This window comes from Arcobacter lacus, assembly GCF_003063295.1.
GTDB classification, from domain to species: Bacteria; Campylobacterota; Campylobacteria; order Campylobacterales; family Arcobacteraceae; genus Aliarcobacter; species Aliarcobacter lacus.
In genome coordinates, this window is record NZ_MUXF01000019.1 from 96,793 (window position 1) to 121,405 (window position 24,613).

At 28.3% G+C, this 24,613-nt stretch carries 26 protein-coding genes; 2 read left to right on the forward strand and 24 right to left on the reverse strand.

The features are described from left to right. Positions 1-6: 6 nt before the first annotated feature. From B0175_RS09260 to hypB, 13 genes are all read right to left on the reverse strand, one after another. Positions 7-1,854 (reverse strand): primosomal protein N', encoded by a 1,848-nt coding sequence (locus B0175_RS09260; RefSeq protein ID WP_108528298.1) that lies wholly within the window; start codon positions 1,852-1,854, stop codon positions 7-9. Further along, complete coding sequence (locus tag B0175_RS09265) at positions 1,854-2,282, reverse strand: prepilin-type N-terminal cleavage/methylation domain-containing protein (protein WP_228156104.1); 429 nt, start codon at positions 2,280-2,282, stop codon at positions 1,854-1,856. Before B0175_RS09265 ends, B0175_RS09260 begins: the two co-directional genes overlap by 1 nt. A 1-nt stretch (position 2,283) precedes the next feature. Further along, complete coding sequence (locus B0175_RS09270) at positions 2,284-2,496, reverse strand: hypothetical protein (protein ID WP_108528300.1); 213 nt, start codon at positions 2,494-2,496, stop codon at positions 2,284-2,286. Further along, a complete protein-coding gene (locus tag B0175_RS09275) occupies positions 2,493-2,687 on the reverse strand; it encodes a hypothetical protein (protein ID WP_108528301.1) in 195 nt (64 codons plus the stop codon). The genes B0175_RS09270 and B0175_RS09275 overlap by 4 nt, the downstream gene beginning before the upstream one ends. A 49-nt stretch (positions 2,688-2,736) precedes the next feature. Beyond that, positions 2,737-3,150 carry a hypothetical protein gene (locus tag B0175_RS09280; RefSeq protein WP_108528302.1) on the reverse strand — a complete coding sequence of 138 codons (414 nt, stop codon included), beginning with the start codon at positions 3,148-3,150 and terminating at the stop codon, positions 2,737-2,739. A gap of 73 nt (positions 3,151-3,223) precedes the next feature. Then, complete coding sequence (gene hypA, locus B0175_RS09285) at positions 3,224-3,565, reverse strand: hydrogenase/urease nickel incorporation protein HypA (RefSeq protein ID WP_108528303.1); 342 nt, start codon at positions 3,563-3,565, stop codon at positions 3,224-3,226. A 133-nt stretch (positions 3,566-3,698) separates the two neighbouring features. Further along, complete coding sequence (hypE, locus tag B0175_RS09290) at positions 3,699-4,697, reverse strand: hydrogenase expression/formation protein HypE (RefSeq protein WP_108528304.1); 999 nt, start codon at positions 4,695-4,697, stop codon at positions 3,699-3,701. Next, the gene (locus B0175_RS09295; protein ID WP_108528305.1) at positions 4,698-5,054 is read right to left on the reverse strand and encodes a nucleotide pyrophosphohydrolase; all 357 of its coding nucleotides are present in this window, start codon (positions 5,052-5,054) and stop codon (positions 4,698-4,700) included. 9 nt (positions 5,055-5,063) lie between these two features. Next, positions 5,064-5,915, reverse strand: coding sequence for an NAD(P)-dependent oxidoreductase (locus B0175_RS09300; RefSeq protein ID WP_228156095.1), 852 nt, complete (start codon positions 5,913-5,915; stop codon positions 5,064-5,066). Positions 5,916-5,957: 42 nt separating this feature from the next. Then, positions 5,958-7,514: a hypothetical protein gene (locus B0175_RS09305; protein ID WP_108528306.1), complete on the reverse strand. Its 1,557-nt coding sequence runs from the start codon at positions 7,512-7,514 to the stop codon at positions 5,958-5,960. 52 nt (positions 7,515-7,566) lie between these two features. Next, positions 7,567-8,691, reverse strand: coding sequence for a hydrogenase formation protein HypD (hypD, locus tag B0175_RS09310; RefSeq protein WP_108528307.1), 1,125 nt, complete (start codon positions 8,689-8,691; stop codon positions 7,567-7,569). Between the two features lie 13 nt (positions 8,692-8,704). After that, positions 8,705-8,986 (reverse strand): HypC/HybG/HupF family hydrogenase formation chaperone, encoded by a 282-nt coding sequence (locus tag B0175_RS09315; RefSeq protein ID WP_012013065.1) that lies wholly within the window; start codon positions 8,984-8,986, stop codon positions 8,705-8,707. Between the two features lie 4 nt (positions 8,987-8,990). Continuing rightward, positions 8,991-9,797: a hydrogenase nickel incorporation protein HypB gene (gene hypB, locus B0175_RS09320; RefSeq protein WP_108528308.1), complete on the reverse strand. Its 807-nt coding sequence runs from the start codon at positions 9,795-9,797 to the stop codon at positions 8,991-8,993. Positions 9,798-9,894: 97 nt separating this feature from the next. On the opposite strand from hypB, the gene B0175_RS09325 reads away from it, so the two are divergent. Together B0175_RS09325 and B0175_RS09330 are read left to right on the forward strand one after the other, a co-directional pair. Beyond that, positions 9,895-10,551, forward strand: a complete 657-nt coding sequence (locus B0175_RS09325; RefSeq protein ID WP_228156096.1) for a hypothetical protein — start codon at positions 9,895-9,897, stop codon at positions 10,549-10,551. Between the two features lie 86 nt (positions 10,552-10,637). Beyond that, entirely contained in the window at positions 10,638-12,602 is a 1,965-nt protein-coding gene (locus B0175_RS09330; protein ID WP_108528309.1) for a methyl-accepting chemotaxis protein, read from the forward strand. A gap of 16 nt (positions 12,603-12,618) precedes the next feature. On the opposite strand, the gene B0175_RS09335 is transcribed toward B0175_RS09330, so the two are convergent. The 11 genes from B0175_RS09335 to B0175_RS09385 all read right to left on the reverse strand — a co-directional run bounded on the left by B0175_RS09335 (position 12,619) and on the right by B0175_RS09385 (position 24,602). Continuing rightward, complete coding sequence (locus B0175_RS09335) at positions 12,619-13,461, reverse strand: YitT family protein (RefSeq protein WP_108528310.1); 843 nt, start codon at positions 13,459-13,461, stop codon at positions 12,619-12,621. Positions 13,462-13,475: 14 nt separating this feature from the next. Beyond that, positions 13,476-14,711, reverse strand: a complete 1,236-nt coding sequence (locus tag B0175_RS09340) for a BaiN/RdsA family NAD(P)/FAD-dependent oxidoreductase (RefSeq protein WP_108528311.1) — start codon at positions 14,709-14,711, stop codon at positions 13,476-13,478. Positions 14,712-14,771: 60 nt separating this feature from the next. Beyond that, entirely contained in the window at positions 14,772-15,098 is a 327-nt protein-coding gene (locus B0175_RS09345) for a DMT family transporter (protein ID WP_108528312.1), read from the reverse strand. Next, complete coding sequence (locus B0175_RS09350; RefSeq protein ID WP_108528313.1) at positions 15,080-15,481, reverse strand: allophanate hydrolase-related protein; 402 nt, start codon at positions 15,479-15,481, stop codon at positions 15,080-15,082. The genes B0175_RS09345 and B0175_RS09350 overlap by 19 nt, the downstream gene beginning before the upstream one ends. A 1-nt stretch (position 15,482) precedes the next feature. Beyond that, a complete protein-coding gene (gene atzF, locus B0175_RS09355; protein ID WP_108528314.1) occupies positions 15,483-16,811 on the reverse strand; it encodes an allophanate hydrolase in 1,329 nt (442 codons plus the stop codon). Further along, complete coding sequence (gene uca / locus B0175_RS09360) at positions 16,808-20,404, reverse strand: urea carboxylase (protein ID WP_108528315.1); 3,597 nt, start codon at positions 20,402-20,404, stop codon at positions 16,808-16,810. Before uca ends, atzF begins: the two co-directional genes overlap by 4 nt. A gap of 102 nt (positions 20,405-20,506) precedes the next feature. Further along, positions 20,507-21,124: an urea amidolyase associated protein UAAP2 gene (locus tag B0175_RS09365; protein WP_108528316.1), complete on the reverse strand. Its 618-nt coding sequence runs from the start codon at positions 21,122-21,124 to the stop codon at positions 20,507-20,509. A 10-nt stretch (positions 21,125-21,134) separates the two neighbouring features. Next, positions 21,135-21,857, reverse strand: a complete 723-nt coding sequence (locus B0175_RS09370; protein ID WP_210004338.1) for an urea amidolyase associated protein UAAP1 — start codon at positions 21,855-21,857, stop codon at positions 21,135-21,137. A gap of 97 nt (positions 21,858-21,954) precedes the next feature. Beyond that, positions 21,955-22,695 (reverse strand): ABC transporter ATP-binding protein, encoded by a 741-nt coding sequence (locus B0175_RS09375; protein ID WP_108528317.1) that lies wholly within the window; start codon positions 22,693-22,695, stop codon positions 21,955-21,957. Between the two features lie 2 nt (positions 22,696-22,697). Next, positions 22,698-23,510, reverse strand: a complete 813-nt coding sequence (locus B0175_RS09380) for an ABC transporter permease (RefSeq protein WP_020848128.1) — start codon at positions 23,508-23,510, stop codon at positions 22,698-22,700. 15 nt (positions 23,511-23,525) lie between these two features. Continuing rightward, positions 23,526-24,602 (reverse strand): putative urea ABC transporter substrate-binding protein, encoded by a 1,077-nt coding sequence (locus tag B0175_RS09385; RefSeq protein WP_108528318.1) that lies wholly within the window; start codon positions 24,600-24,602, stop codon positions 23,526-23,528. Between the last annotated feature and the right edge of the window lie 11 nt (positions 24,603-24,613).

Here is a 24,613-nt window from a genome sequence, read left to right on the forward strand (position 1 = left end):
TTTATATTAGTAGATTGTATCCATATCTATTGAAGCATTTGCTGAGTTTATAGAGTGTAAAGTTTGAAGTAATGCTTTTACATTGTTTGAACGAAGAATGATTTCATATCTGTATTTGTTTGCTATTTTAAATATAGGACTTTGTCCAAAACCTACAACCTCTATATTTTTATTTTGTTTAAAAAGTTTTACATAAAAATCCATTTCATCTTTTACTTTAAGTCCATTTGTATGAGAAAATGTAACTTTTGCCATTTTTAAATATGGTGGATATAAATCTTTTCTAAACTCTAGTTCGCTTTGTAAAAACTCTTCATAATTTGACTCATTTAAGTAATAATCAAAAAACTCTTGATTTTTTGTTTGAATTATAACTTCTCCAAAACCACTTCTTCCACTTCGTCCTGATATTTGAATAAGTAAAGAAAGTGCTTTTTCTCTTGCTTTATATGAATTCATATTTAAAACAGAATCAATTCCTAAAACAACAGCAAGCTTTACATTATGATAATCATGCCCTTTTGAAAGCATCTGAGTTCCAACTAAAATATCTATTTTTCCACTATTAAAATCATTTAAAATAGTTTTTAGTTGATTTTCTGTTTTTATCTCATCTCTGTCAAATCTTTTGATATTTTTTTGTGGAAAAATCGCTTTTAATTCCTCTTCAATCTGCGCAGTTCCCACTCTTAAATTATGAATAATTCCAGTTTTACAGCTAGGACAAGAGTTTGGAATTTGTTGAGTATAACCACAATAGTGACATTTTAAAGCCAAATCATTTTTATGTAAACTCATAGAAACACTACAATATGGACATTCAACTGATTTCCCACATGTTGTACAAATTTGATATTTAAAATTTGCTCGTGTTGGTAAAAAAACTATAACTTGATTTTGGCTATTTATTGTAGTTTCTATTTTATTTATAATTTTTGGTGATAAATTCATATCACTATCTTCAAAACTATAAATCTTTTCTGTTTTATGGTAAGTTTCATCAAGCCTAAAAAAAGGTATTTTAAAAAATGAACTAGAAGATGGTGTTGCACTTCCAAGAATAAGTTGTAAATTATACTTTTTAGCTATATAAATACTTAAATCTTTTGTATGAAATCGCGGTTTTGAATCACTTTTATAAGAATCATCATTTTCTTCATCTACAACAATCACGCCCAAATCTGAATATGGTAAAAAAAGTGCTGATCTTGCACCTGCAATAAGTTTTATACTTCCTTCTTGTAAACCTTGTAAAATTTGTGCTTTTTTCTTTTTTGTAATTTTAGAATGCCAAATAGCTACACTTTTAGCAAAAACTTTTTCCAATCTTTTTTGCATTTGAGGAGTTAAAGAAATCTCTGGCATAAGTAAAACTGCTTGTTTACCACTATTCAAGCACTCTTCAATAATTTTTATATAAATTTCTGTTTTTCCAGCACCTGTATTTGCAAATAAAAGTGCTTGTTTTTTTTGTTTTAAAAACTCTTTGGCTTTTTCTTGTAGACCTGATAAAACAATTTTACTATCAAATTTTTCTTCATTTAAAATTTGTTTTATAGTTTTATCAAAAGGATTATAAATACTAAGAGCTTCACCTAACGAACAAACATAATATGTAGAGATAAAACTTGCAATTTCAAGCATCTTTTCATCATAAAATTCATTTGTAATTTCACTAATATCTGTACATTTAAAATCTGGTTTTTCAACTATTTTTATGATAACTGCTTCATCTAAAGCTTTTCTTTGTTTTAATTTTATTAAAACTTTTGTTCCAATTTTTATTTCTTCTTCACTTTGGAAAGTAAGATTTTCTAAAGGTGATTTTAATAAAGCAAGTTCATAAAAATACATTAATTAAGCTCTTTGCAAATATCTTCTTGGCTTTTACAAACAAAAGAGTTATTTTCTAAAACAAAATTTATAGGATTTGATTCCAAATAAAAAATATAACTATTTTGCGAAACTTTTGCCCAACTTCCTAATTTTCTATCACTTGTATTTGTAGAAAGAATAGAAAAATCAATAACTTTTTTAAACAACTCTTGATTATTTACATTTGTTGAAGCATCATCTAAAGATGAAATATTTGGAAGATTACTTAAAAGTATATTTTTACTTTTTTGTTCTGCTATTCCTGCTTGAATAAGTGCTAATTGTGATTTTAAAGTTACAAGATGAGTTTTATTAGTAATTTGACTAAATTTAGTCATTGCAAAAGTTGTTATTATAGCTACAATTAAAAGCACTATAATAATCTCAATTAAAGAAAAAGCTTTTATATCAAAACCCTATAAGTTTATTTGTTACATCTTCAACTTCTTTTTGAAATTGTCTATATTCATAAGTTAGTTCAAGATAAGCTTTTAGTAAATCTTTTGTGTCATTATTATTATTCAAATCCAAATATTTTGTTAATACACTTTTTACTTCTTCATCAATATTTAAAGTATAAGCCATATTATTTATATGGAATGTGATCTCTTTTTTTGTCACTTTTGTACCTTCAATAACGTCAATGTACTATCTATTTTTAGAAACATATCTTGATTATTTCTAACTAATTGATCATTTTCATTTTTTAATTTCTCGATTTCTTGCTGTAACGCAATATTCTCAAGTTTTAATTTTTCATAATCATAAAGTAAATTATCAATTCTATTGTTTAATATTTCTAAAATTTCCATAATGAAATTCTATCCAAAATTTCTTGTTAATTAAATTTTAATTAATAATTTAACTAACTTTTTCTTCATTTATAAATATTTTTGCAACCTCATAAAGCATAGCAACTGATTTTCCCCATTGAGAATAGTCGTTTACATCTTTTATATCAATACCAAAACTTTTTGAAATTTTTTCTATTAAAATTTGTTCATTTATATTAAAGTTGTGGTCAATATGTATTAAAATCATTAATTCTAAAATTACAATTCTTTTACTTGCTTCTGATTTAAAATCTTTTAAGATATTTTCTAAACTAAAGTTTTCCATATCAAAAGAATCTAAATTCTCAATTCCCATTTCTGTACAATATTCTAAGATTATTTCTTCTTCTCTTTTACCAAAACTATTATCTATTCTTGCTAGATAATGAGCTAATTGTAAAAAAGAGAATTTTTCTTTTGATTGTAACTTCATCAATAACATTGCAGTTCCTATTTTATGATTTTAGATTAACATTATTATAATATAAATTGATTAATATTTAGTAAATAGTCATTCAATCCATTTCTAATGACATCAAATACATATCTTCCCCATCAGTTACTTTTATATTTACACTTTGACATTTTGGGCAAGAAAACTCATGTTTTTCTAAAGTGGATTTTGTATTACAGTCAAGACATAAAATCTCTATCTTCTGAACATTTATCAAAAACTGTGCATCGTGGCAGACTGTTTGTTCTTTAAAAGTATCAAAAGCCGTTTGAAGAAGTTCTGGTTCAACTCCACTTAAAACTCCAATTTTTACAACTACCTTTGTAACTTTTTTTGCCTCATTTACCCTTGCGTGTTCTTCGCAACTTTCTAATAGTGATTGAACAATACTATATTCGTGCATAATAGTTTCCTTTTTAAATGTCCCATTCAAAAAGGGACCTTTTTCATATAAACTCTTCTTTTTTAACACAGAAATAAATTCTGTTAAAAAGAAGCAAAAACTCTAAAGAGTGCAACGAGTTGCACTTAGTTTATCAACATATTCTTGGAAGTAATTCACCAGTTGGTGTATCTAAAAATCTTTTTGTTCCCCAAGAACTATTTAATATAACTCTTTGTGGATATTGTTGCGTTACTTTTCCAATAATACAAGCATTTTTTGCCTCTTCAAACTTATGTAAAACTTCTATTGCACGAGCTGCATCATCTTTTGATATTGCAAGTACAAAAGTTCCTTCATTTGCTAGATTTGTTGCTTCAAAACCAAGCATTTCACAAATTCCTTTTACCTCATCACTAACTGGAATTTGTTCTTCTTCTACTTCGATACAAATATTTGATTGTTTTGCCCACTCATTTAACACTGCACTTACTCCACCTCTTGTAGCATCTCTTAAAGCTGTTATTTTAATACCAGCATCTATCAAAGCTTTTACTTGAGGATATAAAGAGTTACAATCACTTTTTAAATTTGAGTGCATATCCATACCCTCACGTGCAGTAAATATAGTAGCTCCATGAGCTCCAATATCACGACTAACAAGTATCAAGTCATCTTGCGTAATATTGTTTGAACTAATTCCACTATAAAGTATCTCTCCAATACCAGTTGTATTTATAAAGATTTTATCAACAGCACCACGTGGTACTACTTTTGTATCACCACTTACGATAATCGCTTCATTTTTTGCTAACTCTTCTTTCATAGAGTTTACGATAATTTCAAGTTGTTCTACTTCAAAACCCTCTTCTATGATAACTGAACAAGTGAGATATTTTGGTTTTGCTCCCATCATGGCTAAATCATTACAAGTTCCACAAATGGCAAGTTTTCCTATATTTGCTCCATTAAAAAAAAGAGGACTTACTGTAAAACTATCTGTACTAAATGCTAGTTTGCCATTTTCTATAACTGCTGCATCTTCACTTTTTTCTAGTATTTCATTTTTAAAAGCATTATAAAATACCTTTGTTATAAGCTCATTGTTCTCTGCTCCACCATTTCCTTGAGCTAATGTTATTGTTTTAGTCATTTATCTATTTTCCCTACTCTTACTATATTTTTTACTTCCACCTTGAGATGTTTCGGCTGGATATTTAGCTTCATTTTTTGTCATCTTATTTAATATTGCTTTTTCAAGGTCTATATCAAGCTTCATACAAATTCTTATAAGATAAATAGCAATATCAGCAACCTCTTCTTTTGTATGTTCTTTTACATCATCTGGTAAATTCATCGATTCTTCAAAATTTAGCCATTGGAAAATCTCATTTAACTCACCTACTTCGCCGTTTAATGCCATAACTAGATTTTTTGGATTATGAAAACTTTCCCAATTTCTATCATCACTAAACTTTTGTATTCTTTGTTTTATTTTTTCTATATCCATAAATGACCTTTATTCATAATATTTACAAATAGCTTGAGTTCCTAAATCACCATCACCATTTTCTTCAAGTGTTTCATATATCTCTAACACATCTTTTAATACTTTTAGGTTTGGCATCTCTTCATTTGCTATTTTTAAATCTTTTACCATATGTTTTATATAAAAGCCTGGTTCAAACTCTCTTTTATACATCTTTGGAGCATTGTTTGTAAGATGAAAACTTTGAGCTGCTCCATTACTAATACTTGCTAACATAGTTGGTATATCAAGTCCCATTTTTTTGCCATATGCAATAGCTTCACTAACTCCTGCCATAACTCCTGCAATTGCTATTTGATTTGCCATTTTTGTATGTTGTCCACTACCTGCATTTCCAGCATAAACGATAGTTTTCCCCATCGCTTCAAATAGTTTTTTACAAGCTTCAAAATCTTCTTTTTCTCCTCCAACCATAATAGATAAAGTTGCATTTTTAGCTCCTATATCTCCACCTGAAACTGGAGCATCTAATGCTTTTAGATTTTTCTTTTTAGCCTCTTCGTGGATTTTTACAGATAATGTTGGTGTTGTAGTTGTCATATCTATTAAGTATGAATTTTGTGAAGCAGAGTTTATAATTCCCTCTTGTGAAAGATAAACTTCTTCTACATCTTTTGGATAACCAACTATTGTGATAATCGCATCTTTATTTTGTACACACTCTTTGATACTTTCACAAAAAATAGCACCCTCTTTTATACTATCTTCTACTTTCGATTTATTTCTTGCATAAATACTAACTTCAAATCCATTTTTTAGCAAATTTGAAACCATAAATTTGCCCATAACTCCAACGCCAATAAATGCTATTTTTTTTATCATTATTCTTTTCCTTTCTTTTTTTATTTATGTTAAATAAAATAATCATAATTTTAAATTCTTATTCCAAAATATATCAAGTTTTTTCAAATCTTCATAAACATAATTATCTAAAAATGGTACAGTTAATTTAGGTAATTTTTCACTTTTATAATAATGAACAAAACAAATAAAACTTTCATTTCGAGATAAAAGGGATAAATCTCTATTTTTTGATTTATAAAAAACTTTTAATCTAACAATATCAGCTTCAATTTTACCATGTTTAATTTTTGTAATTGGGTTACTTTTATTTTCTAACAATCTAATTTTTTTCGTAACTTGTAATAGTAAATTATTTATTTCTTGCTTTGTTATATTTCCATTGTCAATAATCAAATTAGCTTCAAATCTTTTATAATTTTCAATACTTATATCTTTTATTGATTTTACCTCCCAATTTTGACCTACTATTTTTGGAAAAATCTGAAATTTATATGAACGATTATCTATATTGATATATTGAATTGTTGGTATTAAAATTAATGAATCTTTAGATAATAATTTATCTAACTCTGAAATATCTTCATTAAATAACATTTTTTCTAATTGTTCTTTCTCAAAAGAAACCATTCCATTTATACTATAAGGATGTGAATAACTTATAAAATATCTTTCATAATTATTAAAACTAATATAAATAATTTTTCCAACTAAAACTAATAAATGAATTATTGAATTTGTATCATTTATATTATTGATAGTTAAATGTATATTAAATTGAGTTGTTCCTATTATTCCTTTTGAAAATGATTTAACTTTTATGTTTTCATTTTGTAAGAATAATCTTAAATATTCATATTGTACTTTTTCATCAATTTTTGATAAATAAGTAGGATTGATAATATTATTATCACTAATAAATTTTATTATTCCTAAAATAGCTCCACTTGAAATATCAAGTAATTTATTTTTCATTTCATTTAATTCATAATACTTTAATTCAATTCCTTTTTCTGTAAGAACAATTTTATCTGTATATAGTTCAATATTACCGTGACTAATAGCATTTCTAAAATCAATATTAATATCAATCAAATATTTATAATCAAATTTATTTAAATTATCTTTCAATTGACCTAATTTTGTCTGTTTAGTATAATCTTTAGTTTCAAAATCATTAATAATATATAAAATTAGTTTATATATATGACTCAAACAAAATTCCATTAACTGTGTAATTATTGGTAAATAATAAACCTTTGTTTTAGTTCCATTATCAAAATCTACATCATCGAGTTCATTATATATCTCTAAAATTTGGTAATAAGAATTTATTGAATGAAAAAGTCTATTCTGATTTTTATAAAATGATTCTATAAACTTATCTTTATCTAGATTATATAAGCTAGTAAGATTTATGTATATTTCTTCTTTAACATCTTTATTAAAATAACATTCTGGTTCATTAATTAATAAATCAGTAATCAATCCAATAAACATTAATGGCACTTCTTTATGAAATTTCAATTCATCATTAATTAGTTTTATTTTTTCTGATAAGTTAAGTTTATTATTTGAGACTTGATAATATTGAATAAATAATTTCTCCAACAAATTCATTTTGATACTTTTAATTCTTCATATTCATATATTGTATTTTGCATTTACTATTTTACAACAAATTCCCATATTTATAATAAGCACTGCAAGCACCTTCACTGCTCACCATACATGAACCAATTGGATTTGTTGGAGTACATACATTTCCAAAGATTTTACAATCAGTTGGTTTTGCAATTCCCATTAAAATTTCAGGACATTTACAAGCTTTATTCTCTTTTACTTCGCTAGTTGGTAATATATCTTTATAAACTATTTTTGCATTGTATTTATCAAACTCATCTTTTAGTTCATAACCACTCTCTTCTACCTCACCTACTCCTCTAAATTTAAAAGGAACTTTTTTGAAGTATTTATTTATAAGTTCTTGAGCTTTTAGATTTCCCTCATATGATACAAGTCTTTTATACTCGATTTCCAAATCAGCTCTTTTTTCTTTAAACTGTTTTACTATCATAGAGATACTTTGCATCACATCAACTGGCTCAAAGCCACTTACAACAACTGGTTTATTATAATCTTTTGGAAACTCATCATATATCTTACTTCCACTTATAACACTAACATGTGATGGTCCTAAAAAAGCATCTATTTTACACTTCTCATTTTGAACCAATACTCTCATAACTTCAGGAACTGTTATATGATTTATATGAAACAAAATATTTTTGATATCTTGTTTTATTACTTGCTCCATTAAAGCACAAGTCATTGGAGTTGTTGTTTCAAATCCTATTGCAAAAAATACTACTATTTTATCTTTATTCTCATCTGCTATTTTTAAACAATCCATAGGAGAATAAACAAATCTTACATCAGCACCTTCACTTCTTGCTTTTTGTAAACTTCCTTTACTTCCTGGAACTTTTATCATATCTCCAAGTGTTACAAGTATCACATCTTTTTGTAAACTTAACTCATAAGCACTATCTATTCTATCTTTTGGCATAACACAAACAGGACAGCCAGGACCATGAATAAAGTTTATTTTTTTATTTAAAAGTTGTGGTATTCCATATTTCATAATAGTATGAGTATGTCCCCCACAAACTTCCATAATATTTATAGTTTTATCATAATCTTTCAAATCTTCATCTATTAATTTTTTATATGCTTTTATAACTTTTGAATCTCTAAAACCATCATATAAATCTTTTAGTTGTAACTCTTTTTCCATAATATTTTACACTTTATCTATTTGGACAGTTTTGCGATTCTTCAATAGCTGCTAAACGGTCATCTTCTTCCATTTTATCTATGATTTCTTGATAAACTTTTAGAGATTCTAAAGCATATTCTTCATCTATTTTATTCATAGCAAAACCTATATGAATTAAAACATAATCTCCTACTTTTACCTCTTGATCTATTAAATCTAAACTAGCACTTCTTTCAACTCCCATAGTATCAACTACGCAAGTATTCATCTGTGTATCTATACTTTTTATTTTCGATGGTATTGATAAACACATCTTGTTATCTCATCTTTCTTTTGAAATTTATCCAATCAATTACATTTTGAAGTGATTGTTTATCTTTGATATTTACTTCTAAAATATCAACATTTGGTTTTAGTTTTCTAGCTTCTGCTTTCTCTTTTTCAATATCATAATCAAAATATGGAAGTAAATCTGTTTTTGTAATAAGTATTAAATCTGCACTTCTAAACATAACTGGATATTTTGCTATCTTATCTTCACCTTCTGGAACTGAAACTAAAACAATATTTAAGTGAGTTCCCACATCATAAGATGCTGGACATACTAGATTTCCTACATTTTCCACAAAACAAACATCAATACCATCTAAAGAGATATCATGTAAACCTTTATGAACCATAAACGCATCTAAGTGACAAGCACTTCCTGTTTGTATTTGAACAGCATTTATTCCTTTTGCTTTAAGTCTATCTGCATCTCTTGAAGTTTCCAAATCACCTTCAACAACTGCAAATTTGAAATTTACCATATCAGCAATATTTTCTAAAAATGTAGTTTTTCCACTTCCTGGACTTGACATCAGATTTATTCCTAAAACTTTATGATTATCAAAATGCGCTCTATTATGAGCTGCTTCGTGGTCATTTTTATCTAAAATCTTTTGAATAACTGAAATTGTTTTTGCATCATTTAGTTGTGGATTATGATGTAGTGTTTCGTGTGCTGCTTGATGAGATGCACTATCATGTGAATTATGATGAGAATGGTCATGATCATGCTCGTGGTCGTGATGATGGTGATTATTTTCTTGTCCTGCTATTACACAGCCGCAATCTTTACACATATTTTTTCCTTTTATCTATAGTTTTTGTGAAGTTTAACCCAAAAACTCTAAATTTTATATAATAACTTTTAAGCACTTATATATTTTTAGAACTAATTTGATAAAATACTTTATGAATTGTCCAAACTGCCAAAATAATACTTTTTATTTGTTAGCAAATGATTATATAAAATGCAAAAAATGTGCAAAAAAACTCTCTTTGAAAAAACTTGAAAAAGATAAACTAATCATAGAAAAATTTTGTGAAGACAAAACTGCACTTGAAACAGCAAAAGAGTTAGATTTAAACTACAAAACTGTAAAAGATAGATTTGATTTACTTAGAAGAAAAATAGCCATTTTTCTAGAAGAAGAATACCAAAATTCTATAAAAGATTACAGTGAATATGAAGAATTTTATTATATAAAAGAGAGAGAAAAACATAAAAAGAAAAAATCTCTAAGTGAAGCTATAAATATAATAGGATTTTACTCAAATGGAAAAGTTTATACTCTACTTATGCCAAAGATTGGAAATCGTGCTTTTGATATAGAAGATGGATTTATTCAATATCTAAATTGGTATAAAATTCACTCACAAAATTCTCACCAAACAAAACTAAATGAATTTTGGAAATATATTGAACTAAATTTGAAAAAATATAAAGGAATAGAAGAAAATAATTTCTTCTATTACTTAAAAGAATATGAATTTAAATTTAACTATAAAAAGTGTAACCAAACGAACATATTAAATAAGATTTTTTTATTATAATTATTATATTTTCTTTTTTTAATCTTCTTATAAGCAACTTATTTATATTTTAAATATAATTTTAAATATCATCAAAAGAGGACTTCATGCTAAAAAATGTTTCTACCAGAAAAAAGTTATTTTTACTACCAATAGTATTTATTGTTGTAATTATTGCCTGTGCTTCAATATTTTTATATTTTGAAAGCAATGCAAGTGGAAGACAAAATATAGTTAAACATACTGATGTACTTATCCAACAAATGTTAAAGGGAAGAATTTCAGTTTATCAATTTTTACAAAACCCAAATGAACAAGCTGCTTTAAAAGTTAGAAGTGACTTTTCGGATCTTCAAGCAAATCTTAGAGATTTGAAAGGTAAATTAGTAGAGCAAAGAAATGTTGATTTAGTTGGTGAACTTTTAGATTTATCTGGAAAATATTTATATCTATTTGATAGAATGTATCCTATAAAAATTGCTGAATATACTGGAACTTTAGAAGATACAGAACAACTTACAAATAGTATAAAAGAACTTGCAAGTGTAGGTCTTAGTTTAGAAGAAAAATTAAATATTATTAGTAAAAATGCTGCTGAACTTAGAGATAAAACAATCAAAGAGATGGATTATGTATTACTTGTAACTTTAATTCTAGCTATTATTTTCTTTGTCTCTTTTTCTCTTTTATTAGCAAATAATTTAATAAAATCTTTAGCTAATTTTGAAAAAGGTTTATTAAGTTTTTTCCATTTTATAAATAATGATAATAGTGGAAAAATCGAACACTTAGATGATAGTTCAAAAGATGAATTTGGAACTATGGCAAAAATTGTAAATGAAAATATCGAAAGAACAAAAATAACTTTAGAATCAGATAAAAAGTTTTTAGGTGAAATCGATGCAATTGCAGAAGATATAAAAAATGGATTTTTAAATAAAAGGCTAAATAATAAAGCTGAATCTAGAAATTTAGAATCTTTAAGAGAGCACCTAAATGATATGTTCCATAGTTTACAAATAAAAATTTGTACAAATATAAATCACGTAACTGAAGCGCTTGAAAGATATGCAAAACTTGATTTTACACACAGAATTCCAAATTGTAGAAGTGGTGTAACAACTGGTTTAAATAACCTTGCCGATATTATAAATGAAATGCTTGTTGAAAATAAATCAAATGGTTTAACTTTAGGTGGAAGTAGTGAGATTTTATTAAAAAATGTTGATGTATTAAATAAAAACTCAAATGAAGCTGCTGCTGCACTTGAAGAAACAGCAGCTGCTGTAGAAGAGATTTCAAGTAATATTTCAAACAACACTGATAATATTATTCAAATGTCAAGACTTGCTTCAAGTGTTACAAGTTCTGTAACAAATGGGCAAACACTAGCAAGTCAAACAACAAGTGCAATGAACGAAATAGACAAAGAAGTAAATGCTATAAATGAAGCGATTACAGTTATTGACCAAATTGCCTTCCAAACAAATATTCTTTCACTAAATGCTGCTGTTGAAGCTGCAACTGCTGGAGAAGCTGGAAAAGGATTTGCTGTTGTTGCACAAGAAGTGCGAAATCTAGCAAGTAGAAGTGCTGAAGCTGCACGTGAAATAAAAAATCTAGTTGAAAGTGCTACACAAAAAGCAGATCAAGGTAAAAAAATATCAGAAGATATGATAAGTGGATATAAAGCATTAAATGAAAATATCATACAAACTATTGAACTTATAAAAGGTGTTGAATCTTCAAGTAAAGAACAACTTGCAGGAATTGAACAAATAAATCATGCCATCAACTCTTTAGACCAACAAACACAAGAAAATGCACAAATTGCTTCGCAAACATATAGTGTTGCTGTTCAAACAGACACTATTGCTAAATTAGTTCTTTCAAATGCAAATGACAAAGAATTTATAGGAAAAGATGAAGTAAAAGCAAAAGCACTTTCAACTAATGAAGATATTGAAACAAAAACAATAACTAAAAAAGAGATAAAAAAAGTAACTTCTTCGAAACCAAAAGATGAAATAAAATGTGCTAAAGTAGATGAAGATGAGTGGACAAGTTTTTAAAACTTGTTCATATCAGCTATTTTAAACCTCTGCCTAAAAACTCTGAAGCTTCTGTTATTATCATAAAAGCATCTGGATCATATTTTGTTATCAAATTTTTTAATAAATCAATTTTACTAGCTTCAACTGTAACATAAATAATAGTTTTATTTTGTCCTTGATGAAGTCCAATTCCTGTTAAAATCGTACCGTGTTCTTCGATTCTTTCTCTTATTTGCTCTTTTAAAACTTCTACATTATTTGAAACAATATTTACTATTTTTTTAGAAGGACGCCCCGTTAAAATCATATCAATAACTCTAATCCCAACATAAACACTAAGCATACTATAAAGGGATTTATTTATATCGTTGTAAACAAAAACCGATGCAAACATAATAGTTGCATCAATAGCAAGTAAAACTTCTGCTGCTTTATATTTTGTTTTTTTTGCAACTATTTCTCCAACAACCGAAGTACTTCCTGTCGATGCTCTTCCTTTTATTACAAAACCAACACCTAAACCTATAAAAATCCCACCAAAAATTGCAGCCAATAAAATATCATTTGTCATCGGTTTTACGTGTAAAACTTCTTTTAAAACGTCTGTAAAAGTTGATAAAAGTATTACTACAATAAATGTTTTAAATAAATAGTATTTCCCAAAATAAACATAAGATAAAATCAAAAATGGAATACTTACCATTGCCATAAAAATACCTAAGGTAATTTGAGGAAAAAGTGCATGTAAAAGTAAAGAAATTCCTACTCCTCCACCTGTAATTATCTGATTTGGAGATAAAAAACATACTGTTCCAAATGCCATTGCCAATGAACCTAATACTATAAATATATAATGTTTTAAATTTATTTTTTTCATATTTTTCCTAATTTTTATTTATTTAATTTTCCTGCTAAAAATCCACTTGAAAAAGACCATTGAAGATTATATCCACCACAAGGTCCATCTATATTTACAACTTCTCCACAAAAGTACAAACCATCAACTATTTTACTTTGCATAGTTTTAGGTTCTATCTCTTTTAGTTCAACTCCACCTCTTGTAATCATGGCATTTTTAAATCCCTCATGACCTATGATTGTAAAAGGTGTCCAAGCTAATGTTTTAACCAATTTTTCTCGCTTAATTCCCTCTATTTGTTTAAATCTCAAATTTAAATCAATTTCACAAATATTTAAAACTTGCGTTGCTACACTTGTTGCAAGTAGAGTTTCTAAATTTTCTAAAATAGTATGTGTTGGATTTTTTGCTATTTCATTTTTTAGATGAGAAAAAATCTCTTCTTCATTTTTACCTTTTAAAAAGTTTATCAAAAGTGGAACTTCACTATGTTTTGCTAAAATAGGAGTAATTTCTCTAGCAAAATCCAAAATAACTGGACCTCTTAACCCCTCTTTTGTGAAAATCAAATCACCAACAAGTTTTAGATTTTTATACTTTGGAATATTTACTTTTAAGATAGCTTTTGCGATTGTATCAGCTTTACAAGAAGCAAAGTTTTTCTCTTTTGTCATTAGTGGCATCATAGCTGGATGAGTTGAAGTAATACTGTGACCAAAATCTTTTGCATAGATATATCCATCACCAGTTGCACCAAGAATTGGATACCCCAAACCTCCTGTCGCTATGATTATATTTTTTGATTTGTAGATTTTATCTTTTGAAGTTATTATAAAAATATCTTCTTCTTTTTTTATAGTTTCAATAGCTACTGAACACTCAACATCAACACCAACTCTTTTTAGTTCATCATCTAATGCACTTAAAATTATACTTGAACTGTGATTTACAGGGAATACTCTAAACCCATCTCTTGCTATTGTTTCAACTCCAATTTTGGCAAAAAAATCTCTTAAATCAGTTGCATTAAAAACTTCCAAAGCATGGCTCATAAAACGACCGTTTTTACCAAACTTTGCCATAAACTCAAAAGTATCTAAAGTATTTGTAAGATTACATTTTCCTCCACCAGTTGCTTTTAGTTTAGCTGCAATTTTTGGAAGTTTTTCAAGAAGTAGTACCTTGTTATTTTCACTAGCACAACTAATACTAGCTAAGATTCCAGATGGACCTCCGCCAAGTACTATACAATCATAAATATCATTCAAATCAATCTCTTTATATTTTTTTCGTATTATATATAAAGCTTTAAGTACATCTTCTTAATACTATGATATTTTTAAGCCTACAATTCCAATCAAAATAAAAAGTATAGAGATGATTTTTTGAAAATTTAAAACACCATTTAAATAAAAATACTCTATTAAAACCAAACTAACTATTCCTATTGCACACCAAATTGCATAAGTAAAACTAACGGGCAATACTTTCATTGCTTTTGAAAGAAGAAAAAAACTTGAAACTACCAAACACAAAGTCAAAATAGTAGGAATTGGTTTTGAAAATCCTTCACTATATTTCAAACCAATTGCCCAAAAAGCTTCAAGTAATCCAGCTATAAAAAGATAAATCCAAGCTACTGTTGTTGTTGACATAAGAAATTTCTCCAACTTCCTAAACTTGTTATCTCTTTTGAATTTTTCACAAAATCTGCTTCACATAAAAAGCCATAAACACTTGACTCATCTTCTAAAAAAACAGTTCCTATTCCAAGTGGACTTGCTATTTGTTTCATAAACTTTCCAAAGTTTTCTACTTTCATAGACCAAACTTCAAGCTCTAATTGGCTTTTAACAGAACTATCATAAATCATACCAGGTCGAATTGGCGTTTTATTTTCAAGTAAAAAAAGTCTATAACCTTTTTTTGTTTTGCACTTTTTTACAAAAGAAGCTTCAAGTTCAGTTAATTGCCAATTTAAAGGCAAACCACTCATATGAGCTCCACAAACACCTATTAAAATCTCATTTTCATTCATCTTAAACTCCTAAGTATTTTGAAGCGTAACTTAATAGTTTTTCTTCTTCAAAGTTTTTTGCTACAACAGTAACTCCAAAAGGTAAACCATTTGCTCTATTTCCAGTAGGAACTGCAATAGCAGATAAATCAAGTAGATTCATATAGTTTGTGTAATATCCAAGATTTGTATTTAACTCTATTGGATTGTTGTTTACTTCTTCTATTTTATAAATCGTTCCCGTTGTTGGTGTTAGCATAAATTCAAACTCATCAAACAACTTCTCAGCTTTTTTTCTATTCTTTTTCAAGATATATTCTGATTCAAAATAGTTGATAGCATTTATATTTTCGCCACCACTTATAATTTTTCTAACTGTTGGCTCAACAATTTGGGGAGTTTTTGTAATAACATCTTTTATAGCTATAAATCTCTCAACTACCCAAGGTCCACTATAAAGTAAATTTGCACTTTCATTAAATGGTTCATAATCAATCTCAAAAGCCTTTCCACCAAGTGATTCAAACTTTTTAACAGCTTCTTCAAATAGTTTTTTTGCTTCCTCATCACCAAAGAATTTTAGTTGCTCTTTTTTTGGAATAGCAAAAGAGAATTTTGCTTTTTCTTCATACTCCACTTTTTCATAAACTCTACTATAAATATCCTCTTCATCATAAGCATTTACTATTTCAAATACCTCTTTGATACTATCAAGTTCTTTTGCAAATACTGTCACACAATCCAAACTTCTACAAGCGGGAACTACACCACTAGTACTAAGAACTCCTTTTGTAGCTTTTAATCCTATTAGATTATTAAAAGCTGCTGGAACTCTTCCACTTCCTGCTGTATCTGTTCCAAGAGAAAAACTAGCCATTTCAAGAGCAACGGCAACAGCACTTCCTGAGCTTGAACCACCTGATATATACTCTTTATTTATTGAGTTTTTACACTCTCCATAAGGACTTCTAGTTCCCACAAGTCCCGTTGCAAATTGGTCAAGATTTGTTTTTCCTATTGGAATTGCACCCGCCTCTATTAACTTTTCAACCACAAAAGCTGATTTTTTTGGGATATAAGAAAACTCAGGACAAGCAGCAGTTGTTGGAATACCAACTAAATCAATATTATCTTTTATAGCAAAAGGAATACCATAAAGTGGCAAATCTTTAGGACTTTTATTTTCCAAATTTTTTAAATATGGGCTTAATTCTTCTTCATTTAAAGTATAAATCCAAATATTATAATCTCTTGTTTGTTCTATTTTTGAAAAAACAGATGAAATTACCTCTTTTACTGTAGTTTCACCACTTAAATATTTTGCTTTTAAATCTTTTATATTTAGATTCATTTTTCATCCTTTTTGATTATTATTAAAACATCTCCAGAATTTATATTATCACCCTCTTTGAAAAGAATTTTCTCTACTGTTCCACTTATATTTGTCTCAATATCTACTTCCATTTTCATTGATTCCAAAATAACTAAAACTTCACCAGCTTTTACCTTATCACCAACTTCTACCTCTATTTTCCAAATATTTCCAGACATGATTGATTCAACTGCTTCTTCATTTTCATTTAGAATGATTTCATCTTTAGCTTCAATAACTTCAGCTTGAACATTAAACTTATCAAGCCCTTTTTCTTTCCACATCAATCTTTCATCTTCAAAGGCTTGTTTTCGCATTGATTGGAAAGTTGTGTGCTCTTTTTTGTTGTTTTCTAAAAACTCTTTATACTCTTTTAATTTGAAAGTTCCATTTTCAATTTTTAAAGGATATTTTCCATATAAAAACTTCTCTCTAATCTCATGTAACTCATCACTTGAAACCAAATAAAATTTAACTTGATCAAAAAATCTTAATAACCAAGGTTTACTAAACTCATTTGTAGTTCTATATGTGTTCCACATTTGTAAAGTTCTTCCAAAAAGTTGATAACCTCCTGGTCCTTCCATACCATAAACACACATATAAGCCCCACCAATTCCAACAGAGTTTTGAGCTGTCCAAGTTCGTGCTGGATTATATTTTGTTGTAACCATTCTATGAGCTGGATTTAGTGGAGTTGCAACTGGAGCTCCTAAATAAACATCACCTAATCCCATAACTAAATAGGAAGCATCTAAGATGATTTTTTGAACTTCATCCACACCTTTTAAACCATTTATTCTTCTAATAAAATCAATATTTGAAGGACACCAAGGTGCATTTGGTCGCACCCCTTGTTGATATTTGTCAATTGCTAGTTGAATTGAAGGGTCATTCCAAGAAAGTGGTAAATAAACTGTTCTTGATTCAACTTCTAAATCTTCAATATTTTTTAAAGATTTTATCGCCTCTTTTACAAGCTCTAAAATCTTGCTTCTACTTATATCTAAAGAGTTAAAATGTATTTGTAAACTTCTAATTCCTGGAGTTAAATCAATAATTGAATTTAAGTTTTTATCTTCAATATAACTCATTAAAGCATGGATAAAAAATCTAAGTTCAATATCTAGTTTTAACTCTCCAGCTTCAACTAAAATAAACTCATTTCCAGCACTTCTAATAACAATATCTAAATCTAACTCTTTATATTTTATAGTTTCAATAATTGGTGTTGCTTTCTCTTCATCAAAATCTATTATAAAATCTTCTAGTTTTGGTAAAACAGAATTTGTTTTAATAGCTTTTTCATAAGCTTTATTCATCAAATCTGCATTTTCTAAACTAACTGGTTTAAATCTTATTTTATCACCAGTTTTAAGCTGACCAATTTTATGTAATTCACAAGAAATTATCGTAGCTGGACAAACAAATCCACCAAGACTTGGACCATCAGGTCCTAAAATAACTGGCATATCTCCTGTAAAATCTATTGTTCCAAAAGCATAAGCATTGTCATGTATATTTGAAGGATGAAGTCCAGCTTCTCCTCCATCATTTCTTGCCCATTTTGGAGTTGGTCCTATTAGTCTAACTCCTGTTCGGCTTGAATTAAAGTGAACTTCCCAAGAAGTAGCAAAAAACTCTTTTATATCTTCATTTGTAAAAAAATCAGGGCTTCCATGTGGTCCATAAACAACACCAATTTCCCACTCATTTACTAAATCGATTTTATTTACTAATTCTTCATAAACCTCATCATTTGTTTCAAAATAGTTTAATACATCCCCTGCTTTTAAAGCTCGACCTCCATGTCCACCAAACTCACCTAAAGTAAATGTTGAAGCACTTCCAAGATATGAAGCCACATCAAATCCACCTTTTATAGCTAGATAAGTTCTATTTCCATTTCCAACAACTTTTTTAAACTCTAAAATATCATTTGCACTTACGTTTATAACTTTATACATCTCTACACTATTTCCATTTAGTGTAACTTGCATATTGGCTCCACCAAAAGCAATAGTTGTAGAGTTTCTAAATTTAAAAGTTGCTCCTATAAAAGTCATCTCTATAAAAGCAGCTTTTTCATCATTTTTTAATAGATGATTTAAAAGTCTTGGTGTTAGATTATCCATTGCACCAGATGGCGGAATACCAACTGCCCAAAAATTTTGACGTGCTGGATAGTCTTGAATAGTAGTTAATGTTCCTGATTTTAAAATATCAACTTTAAAAGGTTTGTATTCTAACTTTTCTAAAACTTTTGTATAAAAGCTTGAATTTACAAAAAAGTCTTGTTTTAAAATAGTTTGCAAGTATGAAAGATTTGATTCAATTCCATAGATTTTTGAAGTTTTTAAAACCTCTTGTAGTTTTGCTAAATTTTCTTCTCTATTTTCTCCATAAGAGATTAATTTTGCTAAAAGTGGGTCATAAAATGGACTAACTTCACATCCATCTTCAATCCAAGTATCAATTCTAAGATTTTTTGGGAACTCTACTTTAGAAATTAGTCCAGTACTTGGTTGGAAATTTTTACTTGCATCTTCTGCATAAACTCTTAGTTGTATTGCATGACCTTTTGGATTATGTACATAATCAAGTAGTGGTTTATTATCGCCATACGCTATTTTTATCATCCACTCAACTAAATCAACTCCACAAACCTCTTCAGTAATTCCATGTTCAACTTGTAATCTTGTATTTACTTCTAAAAAATAAAATTTATTTGTTTTTGTATCATAGATATACTCAACAGTTCCAGCACTTTTATAGTTTACTGCAAGTGCTAATTTTCTTGAAGCTTCAAACAGTTCACTTCTTAACTCATCACTGATATTTGGAGCAGGAGTTTCTTCTATAACTTTTTGGTTTCTTCTTTGAATTGAACAATCTCTCTCACCTAAAGTTTTTACATTTCCATTTCCATCACCAAAAATCTGAACTTCAATATGACGTGCAGTTTCGATATATTTTTCTAAAAAAACTCCACCATTACTAAAGTTTGAAGTAGCTAGTTTTATAACACTTTCATAAGCAGCAACCAGCTCCTCTTCACTAAAGCAAAGTTTCATTCCTATTCCACCACCACCAGCAGTACTTTTTAACATAACTGGATATGAAATAGAGTTTGCAATCTCTTTTGCCATTTCTAAACTAGTAAGAAGTTCACTTCCCTCAAGAAGCGGTACATTATTTGCTTTTGCAATATCTCGTGCAGTATGTTTTAATCCAAAATCCTCTATTTGTTTAGAAGTTGGTCCTATAAAAACAATACCGTTTTTTTCACACTCTTTTACAAAATTTACATTTTCACTTAAAAACCCATATCCTGGATGAATAGCATCAACATTATACTCTTTACAAATCTCAATAATTTTTTTATAGTTTAGATAAGTCTCTTCTAGTGTAGTTCCATGAAGTTGTACACTAATATTTGCATTTCGTACAAATGAAGCATGTTTATCTGCCTCACTATAAATTGCAACTGATTCAATATCCATCTTTTTTAAAGTTCTAATTACTCTATTTGCAATCTCAGCTCTATTTGCAATTAATACTCTTTTAAACACTTTATATCCTTGAAGTATAATTTTGGGCCGTCCCAAATGAATATATCTTATAAGTCGTCTAATAAGATAAAAAGATTAGCTCTTTTGGGCTTTTAACTAAAATTAATCCCAAATGATTAATTGTATTGGAGTTGGGTTATATCCATTGCATGGATTGTTTAATTGGGGGCAATTTGATATTAAAACTAAAGTATCCATGTGTGCCACCATTTCCACATAATCTCCTGGTTTTGAAATACCATCAACTATTGCTAAATGTCCATTTTCCTCTACTGGTACATTCATAAAAAAGTTAATATTATTTGTAATATCTTTTGGACTCATTTCAAGTTGTGCTACAATTGTTAAGTAATTATCTCTACAAGAGTGCATATATTTTTTATCTAAACCAAATCTAACACTATTACTCTCAGCACTACAATGCCCACCTAAAGTATCGTGATTTCCACAAGAATCTTGCGTTATTTCCATTAAAACATTATCATCAGTTGAAATAAGTTTTGTTCCAGTTGTTATAAAAATACTTCCTTGTTCTCTAATAGTATCATTTGCACTATATCTATCATTTAAATTGTCATTATTATAAAAAAGTGTATCAACAGCTTGGCATCCTTCTAAATCAACGATTCTAAAAGTTTGTCCTTTTTTTATAACACCTGCCCATGGAAGTCCTGATGGTAATTTTTCATTATAAATTGCGTTTTTTGTATCTTTTGACATCTTTTAATCCTTAAACAAAATATCTGTTAGTATTTATGAAGCCTCTTTTTGCTTCATCACTATAAGTTTTATAATCTTCATCTTTAAACTCAACTGCATCAAAAATAGTAATTTCAATATCGCTTGGCTCATAAACTCCACTTTTATCCATAGCATGTGGTGTATTTGATAATACAAGTAAAACATCCATGTGTGCTGTTAATTCAATAAAATCATTCTCTTTTGCACATCTATCACTTAATACAAGTTTTGAACCCTCTTTAACATCAACTTTTCTAAATAGATTCAGTGCAGGAATTAAATCTTTTTTTGTCATTCCATATTTTCCAAGTTCAATTAAAAAGTTTTCTTTATCACTTTTATAATAACCATTTCTACAACTTTGATAAGTTGCTTCACCTCCAAAGTTCTCTTTGATAGTTCTTTCATTTGAAATTCCACCTAAAATATCAAATAAACCATCAGTAGAATCTTCTGTAATTGCAAATAAAACTCTTCCCATTTCTGAAAATAGAACTTTTTCTTTTCCTAAAAAAGCATTCCATTGGATTTTTACTGTATCTGCACTATTAAATCTCTCTGCTACATTTGAAGCGTTGTAAAACATTGCACTTAAACTTGCATTGTCACCTTTTGCTTTTAGTTGTATTGTTTGCCCTCTTTTAACGATTTTTGACCATTTCACACTTGAAGGGAAAATTTCGTTTAAAACAACTTTATCACTTTTTATCATCTTTTCATCCTTTAAAAATGTTCCATTTTGAAAAGGAACCTACTCATTTATAAACTACTTTTAACGCTGTAATAAATTACAGCTAAAGTAGCAAACCCTAAAGAGAGATACTCGTATCTCTTTTACTCGAATCTATATCATTTACTATTGTTGACCCATATCTATTTGGAAAATCCTCGTCAACTTTTATTTTGTCAAATACCAAAACTCTTGTTCCTAATTTAAAAGCTTCACTAATATCATGAGTTACCATCACAACTCCAAAGTTTAATTTTGAGTGAATATCCAAAAGTAATTCATGCATATCTTTACTAATTCCAGGATCAAGAGCACCAAATGGCTCATCTAAAAGTAAAAGTTTTGGCTCTTTTACAAGTGATTGAGCAATAGACAATCTTTGTTTCATTCCACCACTTAACTCATGTGGATATTTAGTTCTTGAATGGTATAAACCAACTGCTTTTAAAATCTCATCAGCTTTTTCATAAGCCTCTTTTTTTGCTTTTCCAAAAAGTTTTCCCAAAAATGGAGAGTTTTTAAACTCTAAACCAATAATCACATTATCAATCACATTTAGATGATTTAATGTTGAATATCTTTGAAACACTATTCCTCTATCATCACTTGGCTCTTTTGGATACTCTTTATCTTCAAAAAGTAGCTCACCTCGCGATGGTTCTTCAATTCCAAGTAACATTCTTAAAAATGTACTTTTACCACAACCTGATGGTCCAACCAAAGTACAAAACTCGCCACTATTCATAGAAAAATTTACTCTTTCTAAGATTATATTTTCACCATAATTTTTCCAAATATTTTTTGCTTTAATTAAACTCATTATCACTCCTTACCAAACCAAGGAAATAGTTTTTGATTAAATTTTCTTAAAACAAAATCTATTAAAAATGCTAATAGTGTAATCCATACAACATAAGGTAAAATCACATCCATAGCTAGATATCTTCGTACTAAAAATATTCTATAACCTAAACCTTCAGTTGCAGCAATCGCTTCAGCTGAAATCAAAAATATCCAAGCAGTTCCTAAAGTCAATCTAATTGAATCAATTAATCTTGGAAATATTTGAGGAGTTACAACTCTTGTAATTATTTGCCAAGTATTAGCTCCCAAAGTTTGAACTTTTATGATTTGTTCACTTGGTATCTCTTTTACTCTTTGATAAATATCTCTTATCATAATTGGTGTAATTCCCAAAATAATCAAAACTACTTTTGAAATCTCACCTAAACCAAATACTATAAAAAGTATCGGTAAAATTGCCATTGTAGGTATTAGTGAAAAAAACCAAATAAGTGGTGATAAAGTTGAAGTAATCATAGGAATAACTCCTATAGAAATACCAACAACCAAAGCAATAACTGCACTAATTCCTACACCTAAAGCCAATCTTTTTAAACTTGCAACTGTGTCATCATAAAGGATATAACTTCCAGTTCTTTTATCCTCTTCGAAAGCCAATTTGCTCATACTATCAATACATTTTTCTATTGATGGCAACAATTTATCATTTGGATTTTCAGCAAGTCTAGCATTTGAAAAACTTAAATAAACTATTGCAATTAATAAAAAAGGTAATAATCCCAGAAATAGATTTGCTGTCTTTGATGGGATTTCATTTATTAACCTTTTCATATTCTTTCCCTAAAATTAAAGTTTTCCCTCACTAGCCATTTTCATGAAACTATCATTAAATCTAAGTTTGATGTTTCCTTTATCTCCAATAACTTTTCCATTTGGAAACTCAATTCCTACAAAACCATAATCACTTGCACCTTCGCCATATAAACCATGTTCAAATGAGAATTTAGCAACAAACTCCATAGTTTTTACTATTTCATCACTATTATTAAATTTTACAGCTTCTACTGGTGTGTAATACATATTTGTAGTTTTTAGTTGGTCTTCAAATCCAGCTAAATCAGTTCCAGAAGCTTTTGCCATAATTGTTTTAGCTTCTATTGATTCTTTTGAATTAGAAGTCATTAAACTCATCATTTCATACCAAGCACCAACTAATGCTTTTCCAAACTCTGGATTTTCTTTTAAAGTTTGAGTATTAACTACAGTTAAATCTATAATCTCACCAGGGATTTTTGAACTATCAAAAATAGTATTAGCTTTTGGCATTTTTTGAATTTCACTCACTTGTGGTTTCCAAGTAACTACACTTGAAACATCAGCAGTTGTATAAGCAGAAACCATATCAGCATCACTTGTATTTACAACCTTTATATCTTTTTCACTCAAACCATTTTTCTCTAAAGCTCTTGCTAATAAATAGTGAGAGATTGATAATTCAACAAGATTTATATTTGTTCCTTTTAAATCTTTGATTGATTTTGCAGTTTTAGAAATAACAGCATCATTTCCATTTGAATAATCTCCAATGATTAAAGCAGTTGAATCAACTCCACCAGCAGCAGGAATTCCTAAAGCATCCGTATTTGCCATAGTACAAGCATCAAATTCACCTGAACTATATTGATTGATTGATTCAATATAATCATTTATTTGAACTATTTGCACATTAATTCCATATTTTTTTGCCCATTTATCCATGATTTTTTGAGATTCAATAACATCCCAAGGCATCCAACCAACATAGATACTCCAAGCAACTTTGAAATCTTTTTTTGTTCCAGCAAAAAGTGAAGTTGATGTTAATCCTAAAAATAGAACAGCCAATGACAATAGTTTAAAGATTTTTGAAATCGAAAGTTTCATGTATTACTCCT

What these genes read in the sequence shown, in the direction of transcription:
- B0175_RS09275 (WP_108528301.1), bottom strand. Translation starts at nt 2,687, where the DNA reads ATGGAAATTTTAGAAATATTAAACAATAGAATTGATAATTTACTTTAT.
- B0175_RS09280 (WP_108528302.1), bottom strand. Translation starts at nt 3,150, where the DNA reads ATGTTATTGATGAAGTTACAATCAAAAGAAAAATTCTCTTTTTTACAA.
- B0175_RS09375 (WP_108528317.1), bottom strand. Translation starts at nt 22,695, where the DNA reads ATGAGTTTAATTAAAGCAAAAAATATTTGGAAAAATTATGGTGAAAAT.
- B0175_RS09330 (WP_108528309.1), top strand. Translation starts at nt 10,638, where the DNA reads ATGCTAAAAAATGTTTCTACCAGAAAAAAGTTATTTTTACTACCAATA.
- B0175_RS09345 (WP_108528312.1), bottom strand. Translation starts at nt 15,098, where the DNA reads ATGTCAACAACAACAGTAGCTTGGATTTATCTTTTTATAGCTGGATTA.
- B0175_RS09305 (WP_108528306.1), bottom strand. Translation starts at nt 7,514, where the DNA reads ATGAATTTGTTGGAGAAATTATTTATTCAATATTATCAAGTCTCAAAT.
- B0175_RS09380 (WP_020848128.1), bottom strand. Translation starts at nt 23,510, where the DNA reads ATGAAAAGGTTAATAAATGAAATCCCATCAAAGACAGCAAATCTATTT.
- B0175_RS09350 (WP_108528313.1), bottom strand. Translation starts at nt 15,481, where the DNA reads ATGAATGAAAATGAGATTTTAATAGGTGTTTGTGGAGCTCATATGAGT.
- B0175_RS09260 (WP_108528298.1), bottom strand. Translation starts at nt 1,854, where the DNA reads ATGTATTTTTATGAACTTGCTTTATTAAAATCACCTTTAGAAAATCTT.
- B0175_RS09365 (WP_108528316.1), bottom strand. Translation starts at nt 21,124, where the DNA reads ATGTCAAAAGATACAAAAAACGCAATTTATAATGAAAAATTACCATCA.
- B0175_RS09295 (WP_108528305.1), bottom strand. Translation starts at nt 5,054, where the DNA reads ATGGATATAGAAAAAATAAAACAAAGAATACAAAAGTTTAGTGATGAT.
- hypA (WP_108528303.1), bottom strand. Translation starts at nt 3,565, where the DNA reads ATGCACGAATATAGTATTGTTCAATCACTATTAGAAAGTTGCGAAGAA.
- hypE (WP_108528304.1), bottom strand. Translation starts at nt 4,697, where the DNA reads ATGACTAAAACAATAACATTAGCTCAAGGAAATGGTGGAGCAGAGAAC.
- B0175_RS09315 (WP_012013065.1), bottom strand. Translation starts at nt 8,986, where the DNA reads ATGTGTTTATCAATACCATCGAAAATAAAAAGTATAGATACACAGATG.
- B0175_RS09300 (WP_228156095.1), bottom strand. Translation starts at nt 5,915, where the DNA reads ATGATAAAAAAAATAGCATTTATTGGCGTTGGAGTTATGGGCAAATTT.
- B0175_RS09335 (WP_108528310.1), bottom strand. Translation starts at nt 13,461, where the DNA reads ATGAAAAAAATAAATTTAAAACATTATATATTTATAGTATTAGGTTCA.
- B0175_RS09370 (WP_210004338.1), bottom strand. Translation starts at nt 21,857, where the DNA reads ATGATAAAAAGTGATAAAGTTGTTTTAAACGAAATTTTCCCTTCAAGT.
- hypB (WP_108528308.1), bottom strand. Translation starts at nt 9,797, where the DNA reads ATGTGTAAAGATTGCGGCTGTGTAATAGCAGGACAAGAAAATAATCAC.
- atzF (WP_108528314.1), bottom strand. Translation starts at nt 16,811, where the DNA reads ATGAATCTAAATATAAAAGATTTAAAAGCAAAATATTTAAGTGGTGAA.
- B0175_RS09385 (WP_108528318.1), bottom strand. Translation starts at nt 24,602, where the DNA reads ATGAAACTTTCGATTTCAAAAATCTTTAAACTATTGTCATTGGCTGTT.
- hypD (WP_108528307.1), bottom strand. Translation starts at nt 8,691, where the DNA reads ATGGAAAAAGAGTTACAACTAAAAGATTTATATGATGGTTTTAGAGAT.